25 protein-coding genes and 1 pseudogene are annotated in these 22,255 nt (G+C 43.4%); 19 read left to right on the top strand and 7 right to left on the bottom strand.

Going from position 1 to position 22,255, the window contains the following annotated elements; translation table 11 throughout:
• The first annotated feature begins 87 nt into the window (after positions 1-87).
• A complete protein-coding gene (locus tag MHI11_RS19215; protein WP_008359596.1) occupies positions 88-342 on the top strand; it encodes a hypothetical protein in 255 nt (84 codons plus the stop codon).
• A 74-nt stretch (positions 343-416) separates the two neighbouring features.
• Complete coding sequence (locus tag MHI11_RS19210; protein WP_126740955.1) at positions 417-899, top strand: hypothetical protein; 483 nt, start codon at positions 417-419, stop codon at positions 897-899.
• Between the two features lie 45 nt (positions 900-944).
• On the opposite strand, the gene MHI11_RS19205 is transcribed toward MHI11_RS19210, so the two are convergent.
• Positions 945-1,754: a bifunctional hydroxymethylpyrimidine kinase/phosphomethylpyrimidine kinase gene (locus tag MHI11_RS19205; RefSeq protein ID WP_044140232.1), complete on the bottom strand. Its 810-nt coding sequence runs from the start codon at positions 1,752-1,754 to the stop codon at positions 945-947.
• Between the two features lie 126 nt (positions 1,755-1,880).
• Positions 1,881-2,186, bottom strand: coding sequence for a general stress protein (locus tag MHI11_RS19200; protein ID WP_065097796.1), 306 nt, complete (start codon positions 2,184-2,186; stop codon positions 1,881-1,883).
• Positions 2,187-2,314: 128 nt separating this feature from the next.
• On the opposite strand from MHI11_RS19200, the gene MHI11_RS19195 reads away from it, so the two are divergent.
• Together MHI11_RS19195 and MHI11_RS19190 are read left to right on the top strand one after the other, a co-directional pair.
• The gene (locus MHI11_RS19195) at positions 2,315-3,142 is read left to right on the top strand and encodes a glycosyltransferase family 2 protein (RefSeq protein ID WP_126740954.1); all 828 of its coding nucleotides are present in this window, start codon (positions 2,315-2,317) and stop codon (positions 3,140-3,142) included.
• The gene (locus MHI11_RS19190) at positions 3,139-3,819 is read left to right on the top strand and encodes a uracil-DNA glycosylase (RefSeq protein WP_278177043.1); all 681 of its coding nucleotides are present in this window, start codon (positions 3,139-3,141) and stop codon (positions 3,817-3,819) included. Before MHI11_RS19195 ends, MHI11_RS19190 begins: the two co-directional genes overlap by 4 nt.
• A gap of 33 nt (positions 3,820-3,852) precedes the next feature.
• Here the strand turns inward: MHI11_RS19190 and MHI11_RS19185 are convergent, their stop codons facing one another.
• Positions 3,853-5,211: an aldehyde dehydrogenase gene (locus tag MHI11_RS19185; protein ID WP_340962090.1), complete on the bottom strand. Its 1,359-nt coding sequence runs from the start codon at positions 5,209-5,211 to the stop codon at positions 3,853-3,855.
• 169 nt (positions 5,212-5,380) lie between these two features.
• Here MHI11_RS19185 and MHI11_RS19180 point away from each other — a divergent pair, with 169 nt between their 5' ends.
• Genes MHI11_RS19180 through MHI11_RS19170 form a run of 3 tightly spaced genes read left to right on the top strand, consistent with a single transcriptional unit; the run spans position 5,381 to position 7,496 of the window.
• Positions 5,381-5,713 carry a YwdI family protein gene (locus MHI11_RS19180; RefSeq protein WP_340962089.1) on the top strand — a complete coding sequence of 111 codons (333 nt, stop codon included), beginning with the start codon at positions 5,381-5,383 and terminating at the stop codon, positions 5,711-5,713.
• Positions 5,714-5,746: 33 nt separating this feature from the next.
• Positions 5,747-7,066, top strand: a complete 1,320-nt coding sequence (locus MHI11_RS19175) for a purine/pyrimidine permease (RefSeq protein ID WP_044140225.1) — start codon at positions 5,747-5,749, stop codon at positions 7,064-7,066.
• A gap of 58 nt (positions 7,067-7,124) precedes the next feature.
• Positions 7,125-7,496 (top strand): DUF423 domain-containing protein, encoded by a 372-nt coding sequence (locus tag MHI11_RS19170; RefSeq protein WP_003215282.1) that lies wholly within the window; start codon positions 7,125-7,127, stop codon positions 7,494-7,496.
• 41 nt (positions 7,497-7,537) lie between these two features.
• Here the strand turns inward: MHI11_RS19170 and MHI11_RS19165 are convergent, their stop codons facing one another.
• The 3 genes from MHI11_RS19165 to MHI11_RS19155 form a co-directional block, all read right to left on the bottom strand.
• A complete protein-coding gene (locus MHI11_RS19165; protein WP_340962087.1) occupies positions 7,538-8,155 on the bottom strand; it encodes a cupin domain-containing protein in 618 nt (205 codons plus the stop codon).
• Positions 8,156-8,288: 133 nt separating this feature from the next.
• Positions 8,289-8,831 carry a spore coat protein GerQ gene (gene gerQ / locus MHI11_RS19160; protein WP_003215192.1) on the bottom strand — a complete coding sequence of 181 codons (543 nt, stop codon included), beginning with the start codon at positions 8,829-8,831 and terminating at the stop codon, positions 8,289-8,291.
• Between the two features lie 223 nt (positions 8,832-9,054).
• Complete coding sequence (locus MHI11_RS19155) at positions 9,055-9,720, bottom strand: YIP1 family protein (protein ID WP_340962354.1); 666 nt, start codon at positions 9,718-9,720, stop codon at positions 9,055-9,057.
• Positions 9,721-9,904: 184 nt separating this feature from the next.
• Here MHI11_RS19155 and MHI11_RS19150 point away from each other — a divergent pair, with 184 nt between their 5' ends.
• From MHI11_RS19150 to MHI11_RS19095, 12 genes and pseudogenes are all read left to right on the top strand, one after another.
• Positions 9,905-10,675 carry a glycosyltransferase family 2 protein gene (locus tag MHI11_RS19150; RefSeq protein WP_340962085.1) on the top strand — a complete coding sequence of 257 codons (771 nt, stop codon included), beginning with the start codon at positions 9,905-9,907 and terminating at the stop codon, positions 10,673-10,675.
• 6 nt (positions 10,676-10,681) lie between these two features.
• Positions 10,682-12,094, top strand: a complete 1,413-nt coding sequence (locus MHI11_RS19145) for a capsular polysaccharide export protein, LipB/KpsS family (protein WP_340962083.1) — start codon at positions 10,682-10,684, stop codon at positions 12,092-12,094.
• A gap of 21 nt (positions 12,095-12,115) precedes the next feature.
• The gene (locus MHI11_RS19140; RefSeq protein WP_217012687.1) at positions 12,116-13,294 is read left to right on the top strand and encodes a DegT/DnrJ/EryC1/StrS family aminotransferase; all 1,179 of its coding nucleotides are present in this window, start codon (positions 12,116-12,118) and stop codon (positions 13,292-13,294) included.
• Positions 13,291-14,166, top strand: coding sequence for a GNAT family N-acetyltransferase (locus MHI11_RS19135; RefSeq protein ID WP_268453498.1), 876 nt, complete (start codon positions 13,291-13,293; stop codon positions 14,164-14,166). The genes MHI11_RS19140 and MHI11_RS19135 overlap by 4 nt, the downstream gene beginning before the upstream one ends.
• A 1-nt stretch (position 14,167) precedes the next feature.
• Positions 14,168-15,292, top strand: a complete 1,125-nt coding sequence (locus MHI11_RS19130; RefSeq protein WP_340962078.1) for an N-acetylneuraminate synthase family protein — start codon at positions 14,168-14,170, stop codon at positions 15,290-15,292.
• Positions 15,282-16,022, top strand: coding sequence for a cytidylyltransferase domain-containing protein (locus MHI11_RS19125; protein ID WP_111911767.1), 741 nt, complete (start codon positions 15,282-15,284; stop codon positions 16,020-16,022). Before MHI11_RS19130 ends, MHI11_RS19125 begins: the two co-directional genes overlap by 11 nt.
• Positions 16,019-17,047 carry a PseG/SpsG family protein gene (locus MHI11_RS19120; RefSeq protein WP_340962075.1) on the top strand — a complete coding sequence of 343 codons (1,029 nt, stop codon included), beginning with the start codon at positions 16,019-16,021 and terminating at the stop codon, positions 17,045-17,047. The genes MHI11_RS19125 and MHI11_RS19120 overlap by 4 nt, the downstream gene beginning before the upstream one ends.
• A gap of 2 nt (positions 17,048-17,049) precedes the next feature.
• Complete coding sequence (locus tag MHI11_RS19115) at positions 17,050-17,790, top strand: sugar phosphate nucleotidyltransferase (protein ID WP_340962073.1); 741 nt, start codon at positions 17,050-17,052, stop codon at positions 17,788-17,790.
• A complete protein-coding gene (gene rfbB / locus MHI11_RS19110; protein ID WP_340962071.1) occupies positions 17,787-18,752 on the top strand; it encodes a dTDP-glucose 4,6-dehydratase in 966 nt (321 codons plus the stop codon). The genes MHI11_RS19115 and rfbB overlap by 4 nt, the downstream gene beginning before the upstream one ends.
• Positions 18,753-18,755: 3 nt before the next feature.
• Positions 18,756-19,601, top strand: coding sequence for a dTDP-4-dehydrorhamnose reductase (gene rfbD / locus MHI11_RS19105; RefSeq protein WP_044140213.1), 846 nt, complete (start codon positions 18,756-18,758; stop codon positions 19,599-19,601).
• 1 nt (position 19,602) lies between these two features.
• Entirely contained in the window at positions 19,603-20,058 is a 456-nt protein-coding gene (locus MHI11_RS19100) for a dTDP-4-dehydrorhamnose 3,5-epimerase family protein (RefSeq protein ID WP_003215275.1), read from the top strand.
• A gap of 192 nt (positions 20,059-20,250) precedes the next feature.
• Positions 20,251-20,730, top strand: a pseudogene (locus MHI11_RS19095) (Lrp/AsnC family transcriptional regulator).
• A 115-nt stretch (positions 20,731-20,845) separates the two neighbouring features.
• Here the strand turns inward: MHI11_RS19095 and MHI11_RS19090 are convergent.
• Positions 20,846-22,198 carry an IS1182 family transposase gene (locus MHI11_RS19090; RefSeq protein ID WP_340960248.1) on the bottom strand — a complete coding sequence of 451 codons (1,353 nt, stop codon included), beginning with the start codon at positions 22,196-22,198 and terminating at the stop codon, positions 20,846-20,848.
• Positions 22,199-22,255 lie beyond the last annotated feature (57 nt).

Here is a 22,255-nt window from a genome sequence, read left to right as displayed (position 1 = left end):
CAGGTGGAATTATGGTATCATTTTAAAATATATACAGCTGAGGCTGACGTTTATCCAAATGCGGTAGGACAAAAAGGGGTTGTTTATTTGAATTCAAAACAGCAGCCGACGACTAGAAAACGCTTGGAGACAATGGCAGATCATGTTGAAGATAAACGTGAAGAATATAAAGAATTGCTCATTCAAGTCCAATCTATTCTCGGTGAACCTTCTCTAGAGCAGGAAGAATTAAAAGAGAAGCTGTCAGATACGTATAAACAAATGAAAGAATATGCCTTATTTGTCGAATCTATTGAAGCCTTTATTCGAAAAATGGCGAAAGAATCTGATCAGCAAAAGTAGATATTCCTGTATGGATAAAAGAGTGTACCCAGACGCGGGTATGCTTTTTTTCATGAAATGAAAGGTGACGTCAATTGAAGATAGAAACGTATATTAATTTGGAGAACAAGAAGAAGTTTGTACCCATTGATGATATTGAAAAGATCAAAACATTCGTTGCTACGAAAGAAGATTTTATGGAACAAGGGTTTACAAACCTTGAAGGCACAATTACGTTCGATCATGAGGAAAAGGGGAAAATAGAGGATTTCGAAAATCCAGATTCTATTGAAGAGTTGTGGCATTATTACACAAACATTTTTGAGAAATATGTGGAAGAAGGGTATGGAAAAATATATTATCCAAGTGTTCCATTAGAGAAACAGTTAGAAAAAAGATCTGATCATGAAGTGATGTTATCGCTTGATAATCAAACCTTAATTGCAGAGTATAAAGAACTTGTGCGTCATTTTATTGAATCTGGTCGTGAGTTCATTCGCTTTCTAGAAAACATAGCACCGCAGGTAGATCATTCTGGTTTCACCAATCAATTGAACGATTTAGAAAAAACATGTTAAAAACAAAAACCGATTCACCCAAAAGGCGAATCGGTTTTTTCTACTCTACTTATCAAAACGATGAGCAGAGTGCTTTGTTGGTCCGATGTATTCATTTAGCTGGAAAGAGCCTTTGATGGCAGCTGTGATGAATTCTTTTGCTGCATAAATGGCTTCTTTCACGTCTGAGCCGTTTGCTAGTTCAGCTGTGACTGCTGCTGAGAATGTGCAGCCTGCGCCGTGTGTGTATTCTGTGTCGATCTTCTCTGTTTCAAGTCGTTCGAAGGTTTGTCCATCATAAAGCAAATCGATCGCTTTATCTGGGCTTAGCTTACCGCCTCCAGTGATGACCACATACTTGGCACCAAGTTCGTGAATGCGTTTTGCTGCTTCTTCCATTTGTTCGATCGTTTTGATCTCACCGATTCCGCTTAATTGACCTGCTTCGAAAAGGTTAGGCGTAATGACGGTTGCCAGTGGCGTGAGCTTTTCGCGCAGTGCTTCCGCATGCTCCGGATATAGCACTTCGTTCGCACCCTTACAAACCATAACAGGATCAATGACGACATTTTTTAGGTCATATGTTTTGATGGTGTCCGCTGCAAGTTCGATCACGTCGACTGTTGGGAGCATACCCGTTTTCAGTGCATCTACCCCAATGCCTTCTACAATGGTAGAGAGTTGCGCACGAATCGTCGCCGTATCAATTGGAAACACCTGATGATCCCAATGGTTATGTGGGTCCATTGCAACGACAACGGTTAAAGCTGTCATCCCGTAGACGTTTTTTTCTTGAAACGTTTTTAAATCTGCTTGGATACCTGCACCGCCGCTTGAATCCGAGCCTGCGATGGTGAGTGCTTTATTCATAGACATAGTTGCTGAACCTCCAATGTGATGTGTAACAGTTACTGTTCTATCCCTTATTATAATCAGCTTTTCCGTTTATCACAATGAAACGACATAAAAAAGCGTTCCACCTTAGGAAGAACGCCTTTCCCCTTACCTTTTACAAATCACCAATTTCCCCTTTTTCAGTTCGTCTAAAAGTGTTAAAGCTAATTCCTGATCGGCGCCAACCGACATCATTTTGGCCATGAGCTCGTCATCCCGGGTGCGGATGACATTGGCAATTTGATCTAAAATCCCTTGATCGACCGCTGTCATGCTTTTGGCATTCGTATGCTCTGTGACGGTATCAGAGCGTTCTGGATCGTACGCAAAAACAAAAATATCATCCTTTGGTGAACGTATTTGTTCAATGGTCTGTTTCGCTTCTTTGCTATTTTCTACTGTGAAATATTCCATCGTGATCACTCCTTTTCATCAAAAATTCCCATTTTCCCGTCACATCAAACCGCCTTTTATATCATGAGAAGAACGTCATTTTATGTTTTAATGGAAAAAGACGAATCTATTAAAGGAGTTAGCTGAATATGAAGATTTCCTTATTAATTGTGACACATAACCGGCTCAGCGCACTGTGTGAGCTGCTTGAATCTATTACGAGACAAACCGTACAGCCTTTTGAAATTGTGGTTGTGAATGATGCAGGAGAGCGCGTCGAGATCATTCAGGAACTCTACCCCGAACTTCCGATCCGCTTGATCCATTTAGATGAGAACGTCCAGCATGTGAATGCTAGAAACGTGGGGGTGCGGGAGCTGACAGGCGATGTGATCATGCTGAGTGACGATGATGATTACTTTACACCTTGTCATATTGAACGTATGAGTAAGGCGCTGGAGGACGCCGATTTTGTTTTTTCTGATGCTGAAATTGTGTCATTTGAAGAAAAAGGTGCGACCCGCTTCCCGGTGTCAAGACGTCTGTTTGCGTATACAGCTGCTATTGAGGATATGCGTGTCTTTTCTACATACGTTCCTTCCGGCAGTATGTATAAACGCTGTATACACGATGAGATTGGCTATTTTGATCCAGCGATGCATCATTACTGGGATTGGGACTTTTTCTTACGTGTCACGCAGCACGCCCGGGTCAAACGAGTGCCGGCTGCCAGCGTGATCTATGCGTTTTTTGATGGCGGAGGGAATCAGTCTAGTGATCTTGGTGAGACAAGGAAGAACTACTTAGATGATCTAAGTGAAAAGCATGGGCTGGGTGACCTTCCGACAGCGAACTTTGCTGTCTTATTAGAAGAACCAGCGATGAAAAAACGAGAATCAGAGAGTGAGATTGTGTGGGACGGAAAACCGATGATCTCAAGACTAACGCAGCAGACACAAGGAGGAGAACCCCAATGAAGCCATTTTTAAATGATAGCTGGTGGGCTGTGATGAAAAGTGAATTTGAACAGCCATATTATCAGGAATTACGTGAATGGATGAAGGAAGAATATCGTACGCAGACCGTTTTTCCGAAACCGGATGACGTTTATCGTGCGCTTCATTTGACGTCATATGAAGAGGTCAAAGTGGTGATTTTGGGACAAGACCCGTATCATGGCCCAGGTCAGGCACATGGATTAAGCTTTTCTGTTCAGCCTGGTGTGAAGCATCCGCCATCGTTGAGAAATATTTTTCAGGAGCTAAAGGATGATCTTGGCTGTCCTGTTCCAAATCACGGCTCACTTGTGAGCTGGGCAGAGCAAGGTGTGCTGCTCTTAAACACTGTGCTGACCGTAAGAAAGGGCGAGGCGAATTCTCATAAAGGCAAGGGCTGGGAACGTGTGACAGACCGCGTGATTGATGTGCTGAATGAACGTGAGCAGCCCGTCGTTTTTGTGCTGTGGGGAAGACATGCTCAAAATAAGAAAGAACGCATTGATCAAAACAAGCATTTCATCATTGAGTCCCCTCATCCAAGTCCTTTTTCTGCAAGAAACGGCTTTTTTGGCAGTCGTCCGTTTTCAAAGGTAAACGCGTATTTAAAGCAAATGGGGACAGAAGAAATTAACTGGTGTATCCAAGATATTGAGTAAAAAGAGGACGAGGGGAGAGACCCTTCGTCCTGTTTATTTTAAAAATTTACGAACCAAGTCGAGTCCGTTTTTCGCATTTGGATAACGGAAGGAAAAATCGAAGCGATTGGTTTGGCGCAGGACGCTTTTTTCATGCGTAAACGTAAAGAAGCTTTCTTTCCCGTGATATCGTCCCATGCCGCTTTCACCCACGCCTCCGAATGGCAGGTAAGGAGTAGCGACATGCATGAGCGTGTCATTGATACATCCTCCACCAAATGAGAGATGGTCTAGAATATAGGATTCTGTTTCTTTACTTGTTGTAAATAAGTAAAGCGCAAGCGGCTTCGGTCTAGCTTTGACCATATGAGCTGCCTCGTGCAGAGAATCGATGGTCATGACAGGCAGAATCGGTCCGAAAATTTCCTCCTGCATGACAGGATCTTCCCATGTGATGTGGTCTAATATGGTCGGAGCGATTTTGAGCTCGTGTTCATTGCGCTGTCCCCCCGTGACGATCGTTCCATTTGAGAGGAATTGTGAGAGCCTGTCAAAGTGACGCTGGCTGACATTTTTCCCAAAGTGCGGATGTGTTTCCGGTTGTTCGCCATAAAAGTCACGGATACAAGCTGTCATTTCCCGCAAAAGTTCTTCTTTAATGGATTCATGAACAAGCAAATAGTCTGGTGCAATACACGTTTGCCCAGCATTGGTGAATTTGCCGAACGTGATTCGCTTTGCCGCTAATTTGATATCTGTATCAGGCGTGACGATGCAAGGGCTTTTTCCGCCAAGCTCAAGTGTGACTGGGGTCAAATGCTTTGCGGCGGCTTCCATGACGATTTTGCCGACTGCCACACTTCCTGTAAAGAAGATATAATCAAAGGGCAGTTTCAACAGCTCTGTACTCACATCTACACCGCCTTCTACGGCAGCTGCATGGTCTTCTTGAAATACACGTTCCACCATTGCACTGATTACTTCTGAAACTTGCGGCGTCAGCTCAGACGGTTTTAAAATAACGGCATTACCCGCAGCAATGGCACCAACTAATGGAGAAAGGGCCAATTGGAAAGGATAGTTCCAAGGAGCAATGATGAGCACACTTCCATAAGGTTCCTTCATAATCATACTTTTCGACCCGATATGAGTGAGGGGCGTTCGCACGCGTGTTGGCTTTGCCCATTTGTGGAGGTGCTTGATGGTATGATTGATTTCTTCATACACCATCCCGATCTCTGTTGTGTAGGCTTCCTGTTCGGATTTATGTAAATCATGGGCCAAGGCTTGTAAAATATCCTTCTCATGCTGTTTGATGGCTGCTTTTAAGTCTTTAAGAAGACGGATGCGTTCTTCCACCGGCGGCTTTTGAAAGACTTTTTGTTTCTGAAAAAGAGTAGTGAGTTTGTCCATTATTCAATCCTTTCATAAACGATGTTGTTTCTTTTATTATGTGTGAATGACGATGCCGGGTCAAATAGGAGAGGCGTGAGCGCACTGCTTTGAAAAAATGAACCATTTCGTTTGTTCATTTGGTAAAATAATGTTGAAAGACGATTTTTTTAGATTGGAGGGTCTACCCTTGAATATTCATATATCAAGCCTGCTCCAAAAAATGGAGGAAGCGGTTCAAAAGGCGAAACAAAGTGGAAATGATGAAGAGGTGAAACGTCAAGTGGCGGCGATTTTTTCACTATGTGATGTCATTCTCGATGCACCATCACAGGTGCAAATGCCGCAAGCGCCGATTATCTCGCCACCTTCTTCGATACAGACACCGCCCGCGCCGCCCGTATCCTCAGATCAAGCCATGCTTGAGAAACTGATGGGTGCGAGTGGTGCGAAGAAATTTCAGCATCAAGAAGAGGGGCAAAAAGACAAGGATGGGAATGGCGACTCTATCTTTGATTTTTAATGGTCTTGTCACGACAAAGGGAAGGTGATTGGTTTGAAACTATTTTTGGGCGCCATTCAGTGGATGGCATTTTTTATCGCAGCTTCTATTGCTGTACCAATTGCGATTGCACAAGCATTTGAATTGAACCAAGTGCAGTCAGCAGAGCTGATTCAAAGTACATTCTTTTCACTTGGTCTTGTGGCGATGGTGCAATGTTTATGCGGCCATATGCTGCCGATCAATGAAAGTCCAGCAGGGCTTTGGTGGGGTGTGTATACCCTTTATGCAGGTATGACAGGAACCATCTTTGCGACGTATCCTGAAACTCTGCAAGCACTACAAGGGGCTTTAATTTTTAGTGCCGCTTTCTTTTTTATTTTTAGTTTATTTAAAATCATTAATTGGCTCGCGTCTTTATTTACGCCAGTCGTCACAGGCATTTACTTGCTATTATTAGTTGTCCAGTTAAGTCAGCCGATCATGAAAGGGCTGATGGGCATCGGCTATCGGGGAAATCAGGTGGATGGGCTTGTCTTTTGCTTGTCGATCTTGATTATTGTTCTGACCTTCATGATCAGCCGCTCAAAATGGCATTACTTAAGGCAGTTTTCTGTGTTATTTGCCCTTGCAGGAGGCTGGTTGTTATTCGCTCTACTCGGGTTGGCAAAGCCGGTTCGAATTCCAGAAAAAATCATCGAGTTTCCGAAGCTGTTCCCATTCGGCATGCCAGTCTTTGACAGTGGATTGCTTGTCACGTCCTTTTTCATTACGATATTACTCATTGTGAACATGCTGGCAAGTATTCGAATTGTGGAAAGTTCAGTGAAGGCGTTTGGTGAACTGCGTGAGCGGAAGAGAGCTCGTCCGGCTGGTTTTGTCGCAGCATTTGGCCACTTACTGAGCGGATTGATCGGAGCGATTGCGCCTGTACCTATTTCCGGGGCAGCAGGATTTATCCAGACAACGAAAATTCCATCGAGAAAGCCATTTTTCATAGGAAGTCTGCTCATCGTACTCATTAGTTTGTTCCCGCTGCTCATGAGCTTTTTCTCCGCATTGCCATCACCTGTGGGGCTTGCTGTAAACTTTGTGGTGTTCTCCTCAATGATTGGGATTGCGATGTCTGAGTTTGATCAGTATGAGAAAGAAGAAATTCCGCGGATTCGCTTTGTCCTAGGGATTGCCGTTTTAGCAGGTGTAGGGGCGATGTTTGTACCGCAGGAGGCCTTGAAAGGCATGCATCCTGTGCTCATTTCATTATTAAGCAATGGACTTGTTCTAGGTACACTCATTGCGATCGCGGTCGATCAAGTTCTGTTACGAAAGAAAAAGAAATCCGACAATCTCGTGTCAACGTATAGGGAAAGTTGAATGTCGTCTGTCACCCGCGCTATGATAAACATAATTGACGAGATAAGGAGAATGACGAATGAAACTATTTTTCATTTTAGGTGCGATTAATGCGATGCTAGCTGTTGGACTCGGAGCCTTCGGTGCGCACGGTCTTGAAGGGAAAATCCCTGAAAAGTATATAGAGATTTGGAACAAAGGGGTTCAATATCAGATGTTCCATGCGATTGGACTATTTATTGTCGCCTTTCTTGCAGATAAGCTGTCAGGTGTTTCTCTAGTCCCAACCGCTGGCTGGGTGATGCTTGCAGGTATCCTTTTCTTCTCAGGAAGCCTTTATGTCCTAGCATTGACTCAGGTGAAGATTCTAGGTGCCATTACCCCAATTGGCGGAGTGGCGTTTATCGCTTCTTGGATCATGCTTGTCATTGCAGCAGCAAAAAATTTATAAGCCAAAAAACCGATGCTCTGTGAGGGGCATCGGTTTTTTTCTTAATTCCAGTAAGGGGCGTAGTTTGGCGGTGCTTGATAATAAGGGATGTAGTGAGACGGAGGGACAGGGTTCGTTTGTGCTTCCTCTTCTCTGTGGCAAAATGGTCCGATAAACGCACTTGGCTTCACAGGCTGAGTCGCCTGTTTCCACTGTGTTTCGTTCATGCAATACGTATGTGCCATGATGTGAGCAGGGGTGAGGGTGAGAAGGTCTGAGCCTAGGATCACTTCTGGCGTAGATGCGTTAAAAATGGCTAACAAATGAGTTCTGTCTTGAAGGGCAACTTCGTAGTGCCACCAGCCTTGAGGTACGTTTGCCACCTGTCCTGGGGTGATGGTATAGGTGTGCAGTTTTTTTGTAAAAGGATTCAGCATCGAGACGGTAGCAGAACCGGCTATACAATAAACAAGCTCTGCGGCATTTTGATGATAATGAGGCTCTACGACTTTGCTTTTACTCAAATATATATCCAGCAGGGATACTTGATCCAACGAGTTTAATTGTTTTTTCCCTAAAACGTTAATCAGGTTATGCTGATCGTATTTCACAAGTGGACTTTGATTCAGGTCGTATGAATATTTAACATTTGGTGATGTATAATCCAGCTCAACAGTCATGAATGTCACCTCTAGGTGTTTGATAAAAACTACTAGGCATCTTATGAGCAGCACCCTAGAGTTGTGACAAAAACCTAGTCAAAAGAAAAAAGCAAGGGCGCCTGCTCCTTGCTTTTGCGATATGTGGCGTTATCTACCTCGGAGAATACGTGGACATGGAGTATGGATAGTCGTATTGAATTTCCCCATCAAACGTAATGTAATCAAGATAGATCGTTAATAGTAAGTATCGTGTTCCTGTCTTGTTATCACTAATGATAATGTGGTCACGTCCTGCAGCTTCAATGACGCCTCTGAAAATCTTCGAGTTCCATTCCTTACTTGCCTCAAACGTCATATAAATCGTGGCTACCTTGCCGCGGTTCAATCGTAAAATATTTTCAATATAGGACTGCTCGATTGGCAGTTGACCAGTGACATTCTGCTGATAAATCGGTCCAGAAGGAATTTGATACGGCTGCCCGCCGCTCTGCGTGCCCTGCCCCCCTGGTGAAGAACCAGTAGACGGCATTGGTGAAAATCCCTGCTGCATTTGACCTTGCATTTGACCCTGCGTTTGGGGAGGGACTGAATAACCCATCTGCTGCGCAGGATACGGATTTGCTCCATATTGTTGCTGGCGAAAATCTTGACCTTCGAAACCCGAACCTTGCCCAAATTGATTTTTCAATTTCATAACGTTCCTCCTCTTTCCTCATGGTGTTCTAAACAGAAGGCGCTTAAGCACCTGTTGTTTCCATAGCATTCTTTCTCTCTTTCACACTATGAGACAGGAGGGGAGAATATGTACATTGAACGAAAAAAAGGAACTGTGGTGCAGTTCCTTAGGCGCGGTCAAACCCTCGCATTCTTTGTCAGGTCTGCGCTTCGTTGCTTACGAATATGATGTGCAACCTTCCTTACATCATCCAATTTACAGCGCGCTGGACACCAAATAAAAGAGTAATGATAAGAAAACATGCAGCAAGCGGTGTGATCACAATGAGAAAGGCTTGCCATAATCTGAGCTTCATCACAGCGGCAATGCCTAAAACAGCCATTCCCAATATCCACGTCTTTGCATAAGCATCAATCAGTGTTAAAAGATCGAGATAATACCAAACCTCATAATGCTGATCTAAATAGGGTGAGATTTTGACAAACGTATACGGACCGAGCATTCCAATCGTGAAAATCCAACTGAGTGCAAATAAAGCAGAAGGGAAAAAGACCGACAGCGTGCAGGCTTTGAGCACATCTCGATATGCGGTTTGACTGCCGAAAAAAAGACGACCTAACCACTTTAGGATGAGTACACCGAAAAATAGCGCCAGATTGCCTGAGAGAATACCATATCCCGCACCTTGTAACAGAATAAAAGGAAATGGAATATGATTGCCCATATAATCGCTAAAATATCCTTCGTAGATCCAGCCTGTACCAGCGATACTTGCAAGAAGCATCATCAGCCAAATGGGAATAGAGGAATGTTGATATGAGCGAATAATCGTTTTTGTCGCCACGAAAATTTTAAAAAATCGAAAAAAACCTTTTACTTCCTCTTGTTGGGAGTGATCATTCTTCATAGCTTCCAATGTTCTTTACTCCTTTAATACACATAAATGATTACTTATATTACCAAAAAATTCGCGTTTTTCAAAGATAGATCATTAAAAAAATACAATTTTATAAAAAATAGGTCACTCTACAGTCTCTTTAAGAGGAGACACATATGATAAACATAGTTTGAAAGAGACCGAGGTGAAAACTTTGACAAAAGTAACTGTCATTATGACGAGCTACAACAAGGCGGCTTACGTCGGCAGATCGATTGAAGCGATTTTGCAGCAGACGCTGTCAGATTTTGAACTATTTATCATGGACGATGGTTCAAACGAAAAAACCCTTGCCGCGATTGAGCCCTTTCGCAAAGATCCCCGTGTTCATTTTATCCAAAGTGGTGTCAAATCGCTGGAGGAGAGAACAGCGAAAACCCGATACGCCGTCCTCATTAATCAAGCATTAGAACTAGCAAAGGGCGAGTATATTTCCTATGCCACAGATGACAATGTCTATGCCCCGGACCGTTTAGAGAAGCTCACACATTATCTAGATGCTCGACCAAGTGAAGATATTGTCTATTCTGCATCGAAAGTAATCTATTTAAATAGCAATAAAGAGCCAGTAAAGGAAACGATTCGACCTGCGCAAACGGTGCAATGGAATGCACCTTGTGCCATAGATCATTGCTCGGTCGTTCATCGTGCTTCTATTTTAACAAAAATTCATACTGAATTTGGGTCTTACTGGGACGAGAGTCCGCATTTTTATCGAATAGGGGATGCCCGGTTCTTTTTTCGATTAAATCATTTTTATCCGTTCTATCCCTATGATGAAGTTTTAGATACAAATTACATCACAGAACAGTCGATTCACTATCAATTGGCGGAAGACGAGAAAAGTGCCTTTATTCAAGCACTTCCTGAGCAGTCTACCTGCTGGGAGCTCCGCCATATATTAAAACAAAGACATGGGAGGTGACCTGAAGTGTCGCACTATATTCATCATTATTGGCAGGTGTACTTTGAGTATGTGAATCTTATGAAGGATTTGTCCTATCAACAAATTCCCCTTGGGTTGATCAGCAATTTCTATCAATATATCAGTCCTGAGGTAAGGGAACGTATGGAGGATGAAGCATTCGGTCAAGAATTGACAACCGATTGTCCGTTGCCGGAAGAGATTCAGCCATTTTTTGATCAACATAAGCAGCAGATCAAGCGTATTGCTTATCGTCCGGCGAATGGAAAGGTCCTGCTTCACTTTGAACATCTGCGTTTTACTGAACAAAATTACATGCGGTTCCATCCGAGTCAAACGGTGGTGCTTGCTCGCTGGAAGAAGGCAGATTATTTCGGTTTACCGGTCATCAGCAAGCCGGAATTAGCAGGAGAGGTTAATAAAGAAGCCCATGCTGAATATATTGAGAAAGCAAATGCTCTCCTTAAAACTTACGCAAAGCATCCGGTCTTTGGCAATGTCTTTTTTAGAGAAAAGCTTCGTAAGGACATTGTGCAATTTATTGATGTGATTGACCAGACAGAAGTGCTATTTCAGATGGAGCCAATTGCAGCCATCATTGTGGGGACAACGGAGGATGCTTACAGCCGCGTACTTGCACTGCAAACTGTGAAACGCCAGCTCACGAGTATCTGTCTTCAGCACGGCGCACTGATGGGAGACGAAGCCTTTTTGCCGATTTTCACGACGTGCCACGGGGTGTTTGGAAAGTATGAAAAAGACTGGTATGTAGACAAAGGCTGTCAGCTGGAACAGGTGGAGATCACAGGTCATCCGAGGTTTGATTTGGTGAAGGATCGAACGCCGCTTCAGCAGGAACTCATCTTTCGTAAATTGAACTTCAATCCTGCCAAAAAGACCGTGCTTGTGGCAACGCAGCCGTTTTCAGAAGCCTTCTATGGTGATGTGCTTAAAACGATTGCAAAACGGAAAGACATTCAGTTGATCATGAAGCCGCATCCGTGGGAAATTGCCCGCAACCGATTAAATGAGTATGTGTCCATTGAACGAGCAGGAAATCATGTGAGATTGATTAAAAAAGAGATCGACTTGTATGACCTATTGCCATATATGGATATGGTCATTACGCTCACATCAACCGTCGGTCTTGAAGCGATGCTCTTTGAAAAGAGTGTGCTGATCGGGAAAATGACAGAAGGCAGAAGATACCCTTATTACGAGTCGCTTGGCAGCTATCATATGAAAAACCCTGTTGAACTGGCTGAGAAAGCCATTCGTATTTTGTCGGATGATCAAGAGATGAAGCTGGCAAAGAGGCAAGGAGCTGAGTTCATTAAACAACATTATCCGCATGCGCGATCGACCGATGTTCTGCTTTCTCTGCTTCAAACAAAAACAGGTGTGGATTTTCAGAGATGAAGATAGGGGTGTGCAAGCGATATGGAAAAAAAGAGAGAACAATTTCTTCCTTATGCCCTGCCGTTGATTGAGCAGGAAGAAATTGACGAAGTCATTGGAACATTAAAATCTGGCTGGCTGTCAACCGGACCAAAAGTCAGACAGTTTGAAGAAGAGTTTCGGCAGCTGACCGGTGCAAAACATGCGATCGCTGTCAATTCATGTACGGCTGCTTTATTTTTAGCCTTAAAAGCTAAAGGGATTGGGAATGGGGATGAGGTGATCACAACGCCTCTGACATTCTGCGCAACAGCCAATACGATCATTCATACAGGGGCAGCACCTGTATTTGTCGATATTGACCCAGCGACACTCAACCTCGATGCAGAGAAACTAGAAGCGGCGATTACACCACACACAAAAGCGATTGTCCCTGTTCATTTTGCTGGTCAATCGTGCGATATGGAACGGATTTTAGCCATTGCCAAAAAGTACGATCTCTTTGTGCTTGAGGATGCCGCTCATGCTCTGCATACAACGTATCACGGGCAGCCGATTGGAGCGATTGGTGATGCGACTGCCTTTAGTTTTTATGCGACGAAAAATATAGCGACCGGAGAAGGCGGCATGCTGACGACACATGATGATGCACTTGCCGCTCGGATCAGAAGACTAGCACTCCATGGGATGAGCAAGGGAGCATGGAATCGTTATGGAGAAAAAGGAACGTGGTACTACGAGGTCGAGGAACCTGGCTATAAAATGAACATGTTTGATGTGCAGGCATCGTTAGGGCTTGTTCAGCTAAGCCGTTTAGATGATATGCAGGCACGGAGAGAACAAATTGCGAAAGCATACAATCAAGCATTTCAAAAGGAAGCAGGGCTGATCCTGCCGCCAGTCCATCATGAGGGAAGACATGCATGGCATTTATATGTACTGCAAGTGGACCCGAAAGAAGCATTCATCACACGCAATGAGCTGATTGATCAGCTGCAAAAGGACTATAAAATCGGCACGAGTGTTCACTTTATCCCTGTTCATGTGCATCCATACTATCAACAAACCTACCACTATTCACCAGAGGATTTCCCTGAGTCACTCGCGTACTACAAGCGAACCCTCTCACTGCCTCTTTATCCCAGTATGACAGATGAAGATGTGCAGGATGTCATCACTGCGGTGCTGTCTATTTTAAAAGAACAGAAGGCATCTTCATGAAGACCGTTCATGCACTAGACGATCAGGTGCTGTCCGCTTGGATTGAGAAATACGGTCAACAAATTGAACAAATGAAAGGCTTCAAACAGTTTGGTCTTGTCAGTGGCGCCCAGCTCAAAGCAGTGCTGTTATACGACTGGTCAAAATGGGAAAGCGGTATATTTGATCAGCATATTTTTCATGTGAAGTTTGCGGAAGCTGAGTCAGCATCTGCTTTTCAGGAATTGATGGAGCGCTTCATCAATTGGATGAGAACAGAAAAATGCGATTTTTTCTTTTTACGTCTTGAAGCGGCGGATGTTGAAAAAAACCGCATCGTCCAAAAGCTGTCACATGTGTACTATGTGGGCGGTCTCACTCGTCTTGAAGCGCCGCCTGTTCACTTGGAAATGCCATCAACAGTTGAAGATGTGATCATCAGTCTGCCGAATGAAAAGGAATACGATGAGGCGGTGTCACTCGCTTATCAGGCTTTTGTGAAAAGCCGGTATGCCCTCGATCCATTTTTAGACCAGAACGTCGTCCAGCATTTCTATCAAGAATGGATGAGAAATAATGTTCTCGGACGTGCAGATATCAATATCGTAGCAAAGGTGAACGATGAAGTCGTGGGCTTGATACAAGGGATGACCAAGGGCGATGAGCTGGCGCTTGAGCTGTTTGCGATTAGACCGGATGTACAAGGAAAAGGGATCGGGAAAAAGCTGTTTATTGAGATGATGAAGGTCTCTTATGAGAGAGGGCATCGTTTTATTTCTGCCGGAACGCAGCTGCATAACACAACCGCCATTCAGCTGTATGAAAAGATGGGCTTTAGAACAACAAATGCCTTCTTGTATTACCATGTATGGCCGAAAAAAGGAGAGAGGTAAGATGGCGCATTTCTACATTGGAGATCGCAAAGTGGGGGATGGTGCGCCTGTCTTTATCATTGCAGAGGCAGGCATTAACCATGATGGAAAGCTGGATCAGGCGCTTGCTTTAATTGATGTGGCAAAAGAAGCAGGTGCCGATGCAGTGAAGTTTCAAATGTTCCAGGCTGATCGGATGTATCAAAAGGAACCAGGTTTATACGAAACTGCCAAGGGAGAAGAGGTGTCCATTTTTTCCTTAGTCGAACAAATGGAGCTGCCGCCAGAATGGCTGCCGGTGTTATTAACCCGCTGTGAGGAAAAAGGGCTAATATTTTTAAGCACAGTGTGTGACGAAGAATCGGCGGATTTATTAAATCAAACCGATCCGAAAGCTTTCAAACTGGCATCCTATGAAATCAATCATTTGCCTCTTTTGCGACATACAGCTTCTTTTCAAAAGCCCATCATTTTCTCAACTGCCGGGGCCACTATTGCAGATGTTCATGAAGCATATGAGGCGATTACAAGCTTGCAAAACGATCAGGTTGCCATCATGCATTGCGTCGCAAAGTATCCAGCACCTAGAGCTTACACGAATCTTCGTGTGCTCCAAGCCTTAGTCTCCGCTTTTCCTGAGGCAGTCATCGGTTTTTCCGATCATAGTGAGCATCCTACTGAAGCCCCTGTTGCTGCTGTGAACCTTGGGGCAGCCATGATTGAAAAGCATTTTACGATAGATAAGACGCTGCCTGGCGCCGATCATTCCTTTGCGCTCGATCCCGAAGAATTAAAGGAAATGGTTCAGCATATTCGAGCGGTGGAAAAGAAGCGAAACCAATCAGAAACAGACGCTCATTCTGTGTCAGAGGAACTCCTTGGCAGTTCTTTTAAAACGACAACAGCCATTGAAGGGCAGATTCGTGAATTTGCGTATCGAGGGATTTTTACGACAAAAGGTATTGCAAAGGGGGAGACATTGACCGAAGAAAATCTAGCCGTATTACGTCCAGGACAAAAAAGCCAAGGTCTGCATCCGCGGTACATGGAGATTTTACTTGGCGCCAAGGCTGTCAGAGACATTCCAGCCCATACAGGGGTTTCGTGGAAAGATGTGCTCATGCAGGAGTCTACAAATGATCAATGATGTGCTCTTTGTCATACAGGCTAGAATGGGCTCAACAAGACTGCCAAAAAAGGTGATGAAACCAATCGGTGGTATGGCGTTGATCGATTTTATCGTTGAACGGGTAAAGCAATCAGCTTATTATAATCACAAAACGCAGAACCTCATGATCGCCACAACAGTCGAAGCAGAAGATGATCTATTGGCTCATTATTGTTTATCAAAGGGCTATAAGGTATTTCGTGGCAGTGAGATGGATGTATTGCAGCGATTCGCAAAGATAGCTCAACATTTTGAACCACAAACCATTGTACGTTTAACGGGAGATAATCCATTTATAGATCCAGCGCTTTTGTCGAAAATGCTTGAAGAACATAGACAGAAGAAGGCTGATTACACGTATACGACCGGAACACCACTCGGTATTTCCGGGGAAATGATCAATGCAACTATTTTACGTAAAATCGACAATTTTCCCCTTACGCAGCCGGAGCGTGAGCATGTCACGCTGTATATCCGAAAGCACCCTGAGCAATTTCAACTACAATTATTCACACCGCCCAAAGAACTCGCATATCCTGCTTATCGATTCACGATTGATACAGAAGAAGATTATGTATTTGCCACCCGTTTACTTGAGAAAGCCGGTGGATCTATTACTGTGCCTACGGCTGAGCTTATCGTCATTTGTGAACAAGACCCTAATATTGTTCGGTTGAATCAATTTGTGAGACAGAAGGATGCTGAATGAATAAAAAAATCATGATTGTTGTTTACGGTGGTTTTTTAAGAGGAATGGGGCATATCGTTAGAATGAAACGTCTGGCAAAGGAACTGATTCAAGAAGGAAACGACTTATATTTTTATACAAATGAACAGATTTGTGTAGAAATGCTCTCGCATCCAGCATGGCACGTTCATTTGGTGCAGGAATCAAACGTATTCCTTCAAATGGAGCAGGACATAAAAGAGCTAAATCCTAATCTTCTGCTAATCGATGTCCTTGATTGTGACCTTCAGTTCCTTCGATCGATCAAAGCGTCCTCCAGAAATGCAAAACTGGTCTTATTTGAAGAAGAAAGAACAGAAGCTTGCCAGCTTGCTGATGCTGTCGTAAACGGCATTTATGGTGGACTAGATGAAAAGCACCTGCAAGTAAATGGAACGGACTACTTTTATGGAACACCTTATTTATTGTTAGATCACGAGATCAACAAATTAAAAGACACATATGAGGTTCGCAAAGAATGTAAGAAGGTGGTGATCAGCCTTGGGGGCAGTGATCCAAGTGGATTATTAACAAAGGCTGTATCAGCACTTCTCAAAGCAGGCCATTTACACATTCTAGCGGTTACAGGAAAAGCCTCTCGCATCGAAGAAGAAATCGAGGCTACACATATTCAATTCATTCGTCATACGGATCAATTACCTGCCCGTCTTGCAGAAGCCGATCTAGCGATTGTTGCTGGCGGGATGACGTTATATGAGGCCGTTTGTATCGGAGTGCCTAGCATTGTCCTTTCGCAAGTAGACCACCAAGCAGTAACAGCCACTCGTTTTGCACAAGAGGGAGCCTGTCACCATCTTGGATTAGGTAGCCTTGTGGATGAAAAGGATATATGGCGTGCTGTTCGAAGGCTGTCCGGCAGCTACTTTCTCCGCAGGAGCATTCATCTCAATGGACGGTCACTTATTGATGGAAAAGGAACCGAACGAGTGAAAAACATTCTTATACACCTCATGAATCATCACCAAAAAGAACATAAGGATGTGTAGATGTGAAGGGAGTTATTTTAGCAGGAGGAAAGGGATCACGACTGGCACCTTTAACAAAGATTTTCAATAAGCATTTATTGCCGGTTGGCCCATATCCGATGATTTATTGGTCATTGTTCAAATTAAAAGAAGCGGGAATATTGGATGTAATGGTCATATCACAAGCAGAACAAATCCCGCTGTTTCAAAAGCTACTTGAAGGCGATCAGGAACTAGGGATGAACATTGTGTATCAGGTCCAGCCTGAAGCTTCTGGAATTTCGGACGGCTTATCCTACGCAAAGCCCTTTGTAGAAGGGGAAAAGTTTGTGCTCATGCTTGGTGATAATGTATTTGAGGATTCGCTAACCCCTTTTGTTGAAGCCTTTCAGCAGCAAGAAAGTGGTGCGAAGGTTCTGTTGAAAGAAGTGGCAGATCCAAAGCGGTTTGGCATTGCAGAAATTGATGCCACCCACCACCGAATTGTATCAATTGAGGAAAAACCGAAGTATCCGCGTTCATCCTACTGCGTCACGGGCATCTATTTTTATGATCAAGAAGTCTTTCAATATATTGAGAAAATCTCGCCGTCAGATCGAGGCGAATTAGAGATTACAGATGTAAACAATCTCTATATCTCAAATAGCCAGCTGACCTATGATATGTTAAAAGGGTGGTGGATTGATGCAGGAACACATGAATCTCTCCACCAAGCATCGACGAAAATGTTTGAAACGATGAAGAAAAAAGAGGGATACGAATGACGAAGTCTTATTTCATTACAGGCGGAGCGGGTTTTATTGGACTGAATTTTGTGAAGCTGCTGCTTCAGGAGACAGATGTCCGGCTCACTGTTTTTGACAAGTTAACATATGCTAGTCATCCAGAGGAGATGGATGAATTATTAAAGCTGTCTCATTTTCGTTTTATTCAAGGGGATATCACCCTTCAACATGAGCTGGATCAAGCGTTTGATGAAGTCTATGATGCTATCATTCATTTTGCAGCAGAATCCCATGTTGATCGCAGTATTGAATCGGCAGAGCCCTTTATTCAAACCAATGTCCTCGGTACCTATCGTATGCTGGAGGCAGTCTTAAAGGGCAAGGCGAAAAAACTTATTCATATTTCAACAGACGAAGTATATGGAGATTTGGAACTGAATGATCCGGCTTTCACAGAACAAACACCACTTTCACCGAATAATCCTTATTCAGCAAGCAAGGCAAGTTCAGACCTGCTTGTAAAATCTTATATCCACACTCACCAATTACCCGCAATGATCACAAGATGCAGCAACAACTACGGACCGCATCAGCATGAAGAGAAATTAATACCGACGATTATTAGAAAAGCAATCAATGGAGAAAAGATCCCGATTTATGGAGATGGCCAGCAGATTCGCGATTGGCTGTATGTAGAGGATCATGCGAGAGCTGTAAAGCAGGTCCTTGAAAACGGAACAGCTGGGCAAGTGTACAATATCGGCGGTGGCAACGAGAAAACGAATCTCGATTTGACCAAAACCATTCTGACGCAGCTCGGGATCAATCATGACCTTATTGCGTTTGTTGAAGACCGTAAAGGACATGACAGACGGTATGCGATTGACGCCAGTAAGCTAAAACGGGAGCTTGGCTGGACGCAGGAGACGTCATTTGAAGCAGGTATTGAAAAAACGATCAATTGGTATCGTGCCAAATATGATCAGAGCGAAGAAGGGTGACCGATGAAAGTTTTAATCACCGGTGCAGGCGGGCAACTAGGGAAGGAATTGAGCAGACAGCTTAAGGAGAAAGACATCACCGTCATTTCCTTAACGAGGAGCATGCTCAATATCGCAGACCAGCAAGCAGTCAGACATGCGATGAGACACTTTCGTCCTAATATTGTTGTCAGTGCAGCAGCATATACCTCAGTAGATCAGTGTGAAACAGAAACGGAAAAGGCGTATCTTATTAATGGTATTGGCGCCTACTATACAGCGCTGGAGGCAAAGAACGTAGGGGCTGATGTGTTACATGTCAGTACAGATTATGTGTTTGACGGGCAAGCAGACACGCCTTACCAAGTCGATGCACAGCCAGATCCTCACACCATTTATGGAAAAAGTAAAAAGCTTGGTGAGGAATTGATTCATCTTGTATCAGACGAAGTGAAAATCATCCGTACATCGTGGCTATACGGACATGAGGGACATAATTTTGTGAATACCATCCTTCGGCTCGCAGAAACAAAGGGTCATTTGCGCATCGTGAACGATCAAGTAGGCTCACCTACTTATACAAAGGATGTCGCAGAGGCCATCATTCATTTGTTTGATCAACAGGCAGGAATTTATCATGTCAGTAACCGAGAAAGCTGTTCCTGGTTTGACTTTGCGTCAGAAATTGTGGCAAAAAGCGGCCTGTCTACGACCATTGAGCCAATTTCCACAGAAGAGTACGGCTTTCAAACACCTCGTCCAGCCTATTCTGTGTTAGACCTTCAAGCGATTGAAGCCACAGGCTGGCAGCCGAGACATTGGAAGGATGCGCTTCACGAATATTTGCAGAAAGAAGGGAGATGGCATTAGCATGATTGATGGTGTACAAACGAAAAAACTCATGAAACATTGTGATGATCGCGGCTTTTTTGCAGAGCTCATTCGAGATGATGAGCCCATGCTGCAACGTTTTGGGCAGGCATCGTGGTCGAAAAGCTTTCCAGGTGTGATCAAAGCCTTTCATTATCATGAAAAGCAAGATGATGTTTGGTTTTTCCCAGCAGGTCATGCTCAGGTCGTTTTATACGATTTGCGTGAGGACTCTCCTACAAAGGGTCAAACCGATGTGTATTATATGGGGGAAGACAATCCAATGCTCCTCCTCATCCCAAAGGGTGTCGCACATGGCTACCGGGTACTAGGCGAGACGCCGCTGCAAATTGTCTATTTCACGACAGAATCCTATGACCCGAAAAACCCAGATGAAAAGAGAATCGCTTGGAATGACGAGACAATCGGATTTGATTGGGAAACGACATTTAAATAAAGAACAAAGGCCTTTCGCAGGAGAAAGGTCTTTTTTGATTGAATTCAAGGAGAATGAGTTGATACAACCAACAAGAGTAATCAATGCACATACAAGCCCTACCATTATTTAGTTTTATTTTGCATTTTGCATCATAAGTATTATCATAAAATACTTTTCAAATGGAACGATTTTTAGATAGGAGAGGTACGAATGAAAATCACCGATGTTGATGTGCATATTTTAAATGAATTGAAAGAAGATGCGCGCTTATCTATGAGGGAATTGTCCAAACGAGTCAATTTATCCGCACCTGCGGTAGCAGAAAGAGTGCGTAAATTAGAGGATGCAGGGATTATCGAAGGGTAATCGGTTCAGGTTAACTATAAAAAATTAGGGCTTATGATTGACTGCCTGCTGGAAGTCACAGTGCTAAACGGGGAGTATCAGCGTTTTGTGGCTTTTATGAATCAGCATCCACGCGCTTTTTTTGCTTATCGAGTGGCAGGGCAGTCATGCTTTTTCATTAAGCTGTCTGTCGCGTCCCTTGAAGAAATTGAAGCCTTTATTCAGGCAGTGTCTGGGTTTACAAAAACCGTATCTCATATCGTCTTATCCGAGCACTCTTTTTCCCACCTAGTTCAGCAACGTGTGAAACAAATAGAAGAGCCAGAAATGACCGTGATGAAATAAAAAAGGACCTAGCTCAGGTCCTCAGATTGTAGAGAAACTCATGTTTTTCTACAATCTTTTTTATTTTCATCGTAATGATGATGGATGAGATTAAAGAAAAAGGCCTCCCACACACCTAGCCTAGCTTCGCTAGGTGTGTGGCAATCTTCTTCATGTTCTGACAGGCAGCTGTGAGAAGCACTTGCTCACTCACATTTTGTTTTCCCCTCAACCGGCAGTAGCGAAGCCCATGCAGTTGTTTTGAATCTGCAAAGCTTCGCTCTATTTTTTCTTTTCTTTTTTTATATAGCTCTTTTCCAGAAGCAGACAGACGATTTTGTCTGATCTTTTCTTTATGTTCTTCCCATACATGTCTTGAGATCACTTTTTGATGATTTTTCGACCTTGTACAGCTCTCTAGGAAAGGACACGATACGCATTTTTTAGGGTCTGATTTGTAGAATCGATAACCTTTTCGATCAGTTGTTGTATATAATAGCTTCTCGCCATTTGGGCATATGTAGTGATCATGTTCAGAATCATACTGAAATTTCCATTTCTCAAATAATCCTCTTGTTGGATGAAAGCGTCTATGTGCGATGACACCAAAAATACGGCGATCGGATAAACCTTTACAGATTGGGGTTGTCAAATAACCAGAATCAAGGGCAACAGCTTCTACTTGAAAACCAAATCGGGCGATTTGGTGATCCAATCGATCAAGATACGGAACAGAGTCATGGATATTGCCGGGCGTGACATGGGCATCCGTGATGATATTGTACTTCATATCCGTTGTACGGTGGTCTAGGTAGAAAAAGCCTTCTGGCTTGTTTTCACGATAAAGATAGCCACTTTCAGGGTCAGTCGTACTTTGACGAATGTCTTTTTCCGTTTTCACCTCCTCTTTTACCTTTAAGGGCTTTTTTCCGTGTACCTCTCGATCTTCTTGGATCGCTTCTTCTAAATCATTTATATAGTTCTGAGTATCTTGTTCAATCGTTTTTCTCGTATATTTATGTTTATTGGCATTGGCTTTAAGATGAGTCGAATCAGTAAAAAGAACGCGGCCTCCTACCATATCATGATTGATGGCTTGAAGCACAATTTCATCAAAAATGTCTTGAAAAATCGTTGTATCTTTGAATCGAGTACGACGATTCCAGCTAATGGTCGAGTGGTGGGGAACGGGGTCATTGATGTTCAAACCTAAAAACCATCTATACGCCATGTTATAGTAAATTTCTTTTTCAAGTTGTCTTTCAGAACGGATACCGTACAGGTATCCGATAAACATCATTTTGAACAAAATAAGTGGATCAAGAGAAGGACGACCTTTATTCTCACTATAATAGGGTTTGACTTTATCTACGATAAATGAAAAATCAATGTACTGATCAATTTTACGAAGCAGGTGATCCTCTTCGACCAGTTGATCTAGCAATACAAATTCGGCTTCGTGCTGAGAAGAATTTCTAGTGTGGAACATGAGAAAAACACCTTCCTTTAGTATGCTTTTCTCTATTATAAAACGGGGGAATGGAAA

It is taken from the genome of Bacillus sp. FSL K6-3312, assembly GCF_038007485.1.
GTDB classification, from domain to species: domain Bacteria; phylum Bacillota; class Bacilli; order Bacillales; family Bacillaceae; genus Bacillus; species Bacillus pumilus.
The sequence above is the reverse complement of the archived record's forward strand: the minus strand, read 5'-3'. Positions and strand labels throughout refer to the sequence as shown.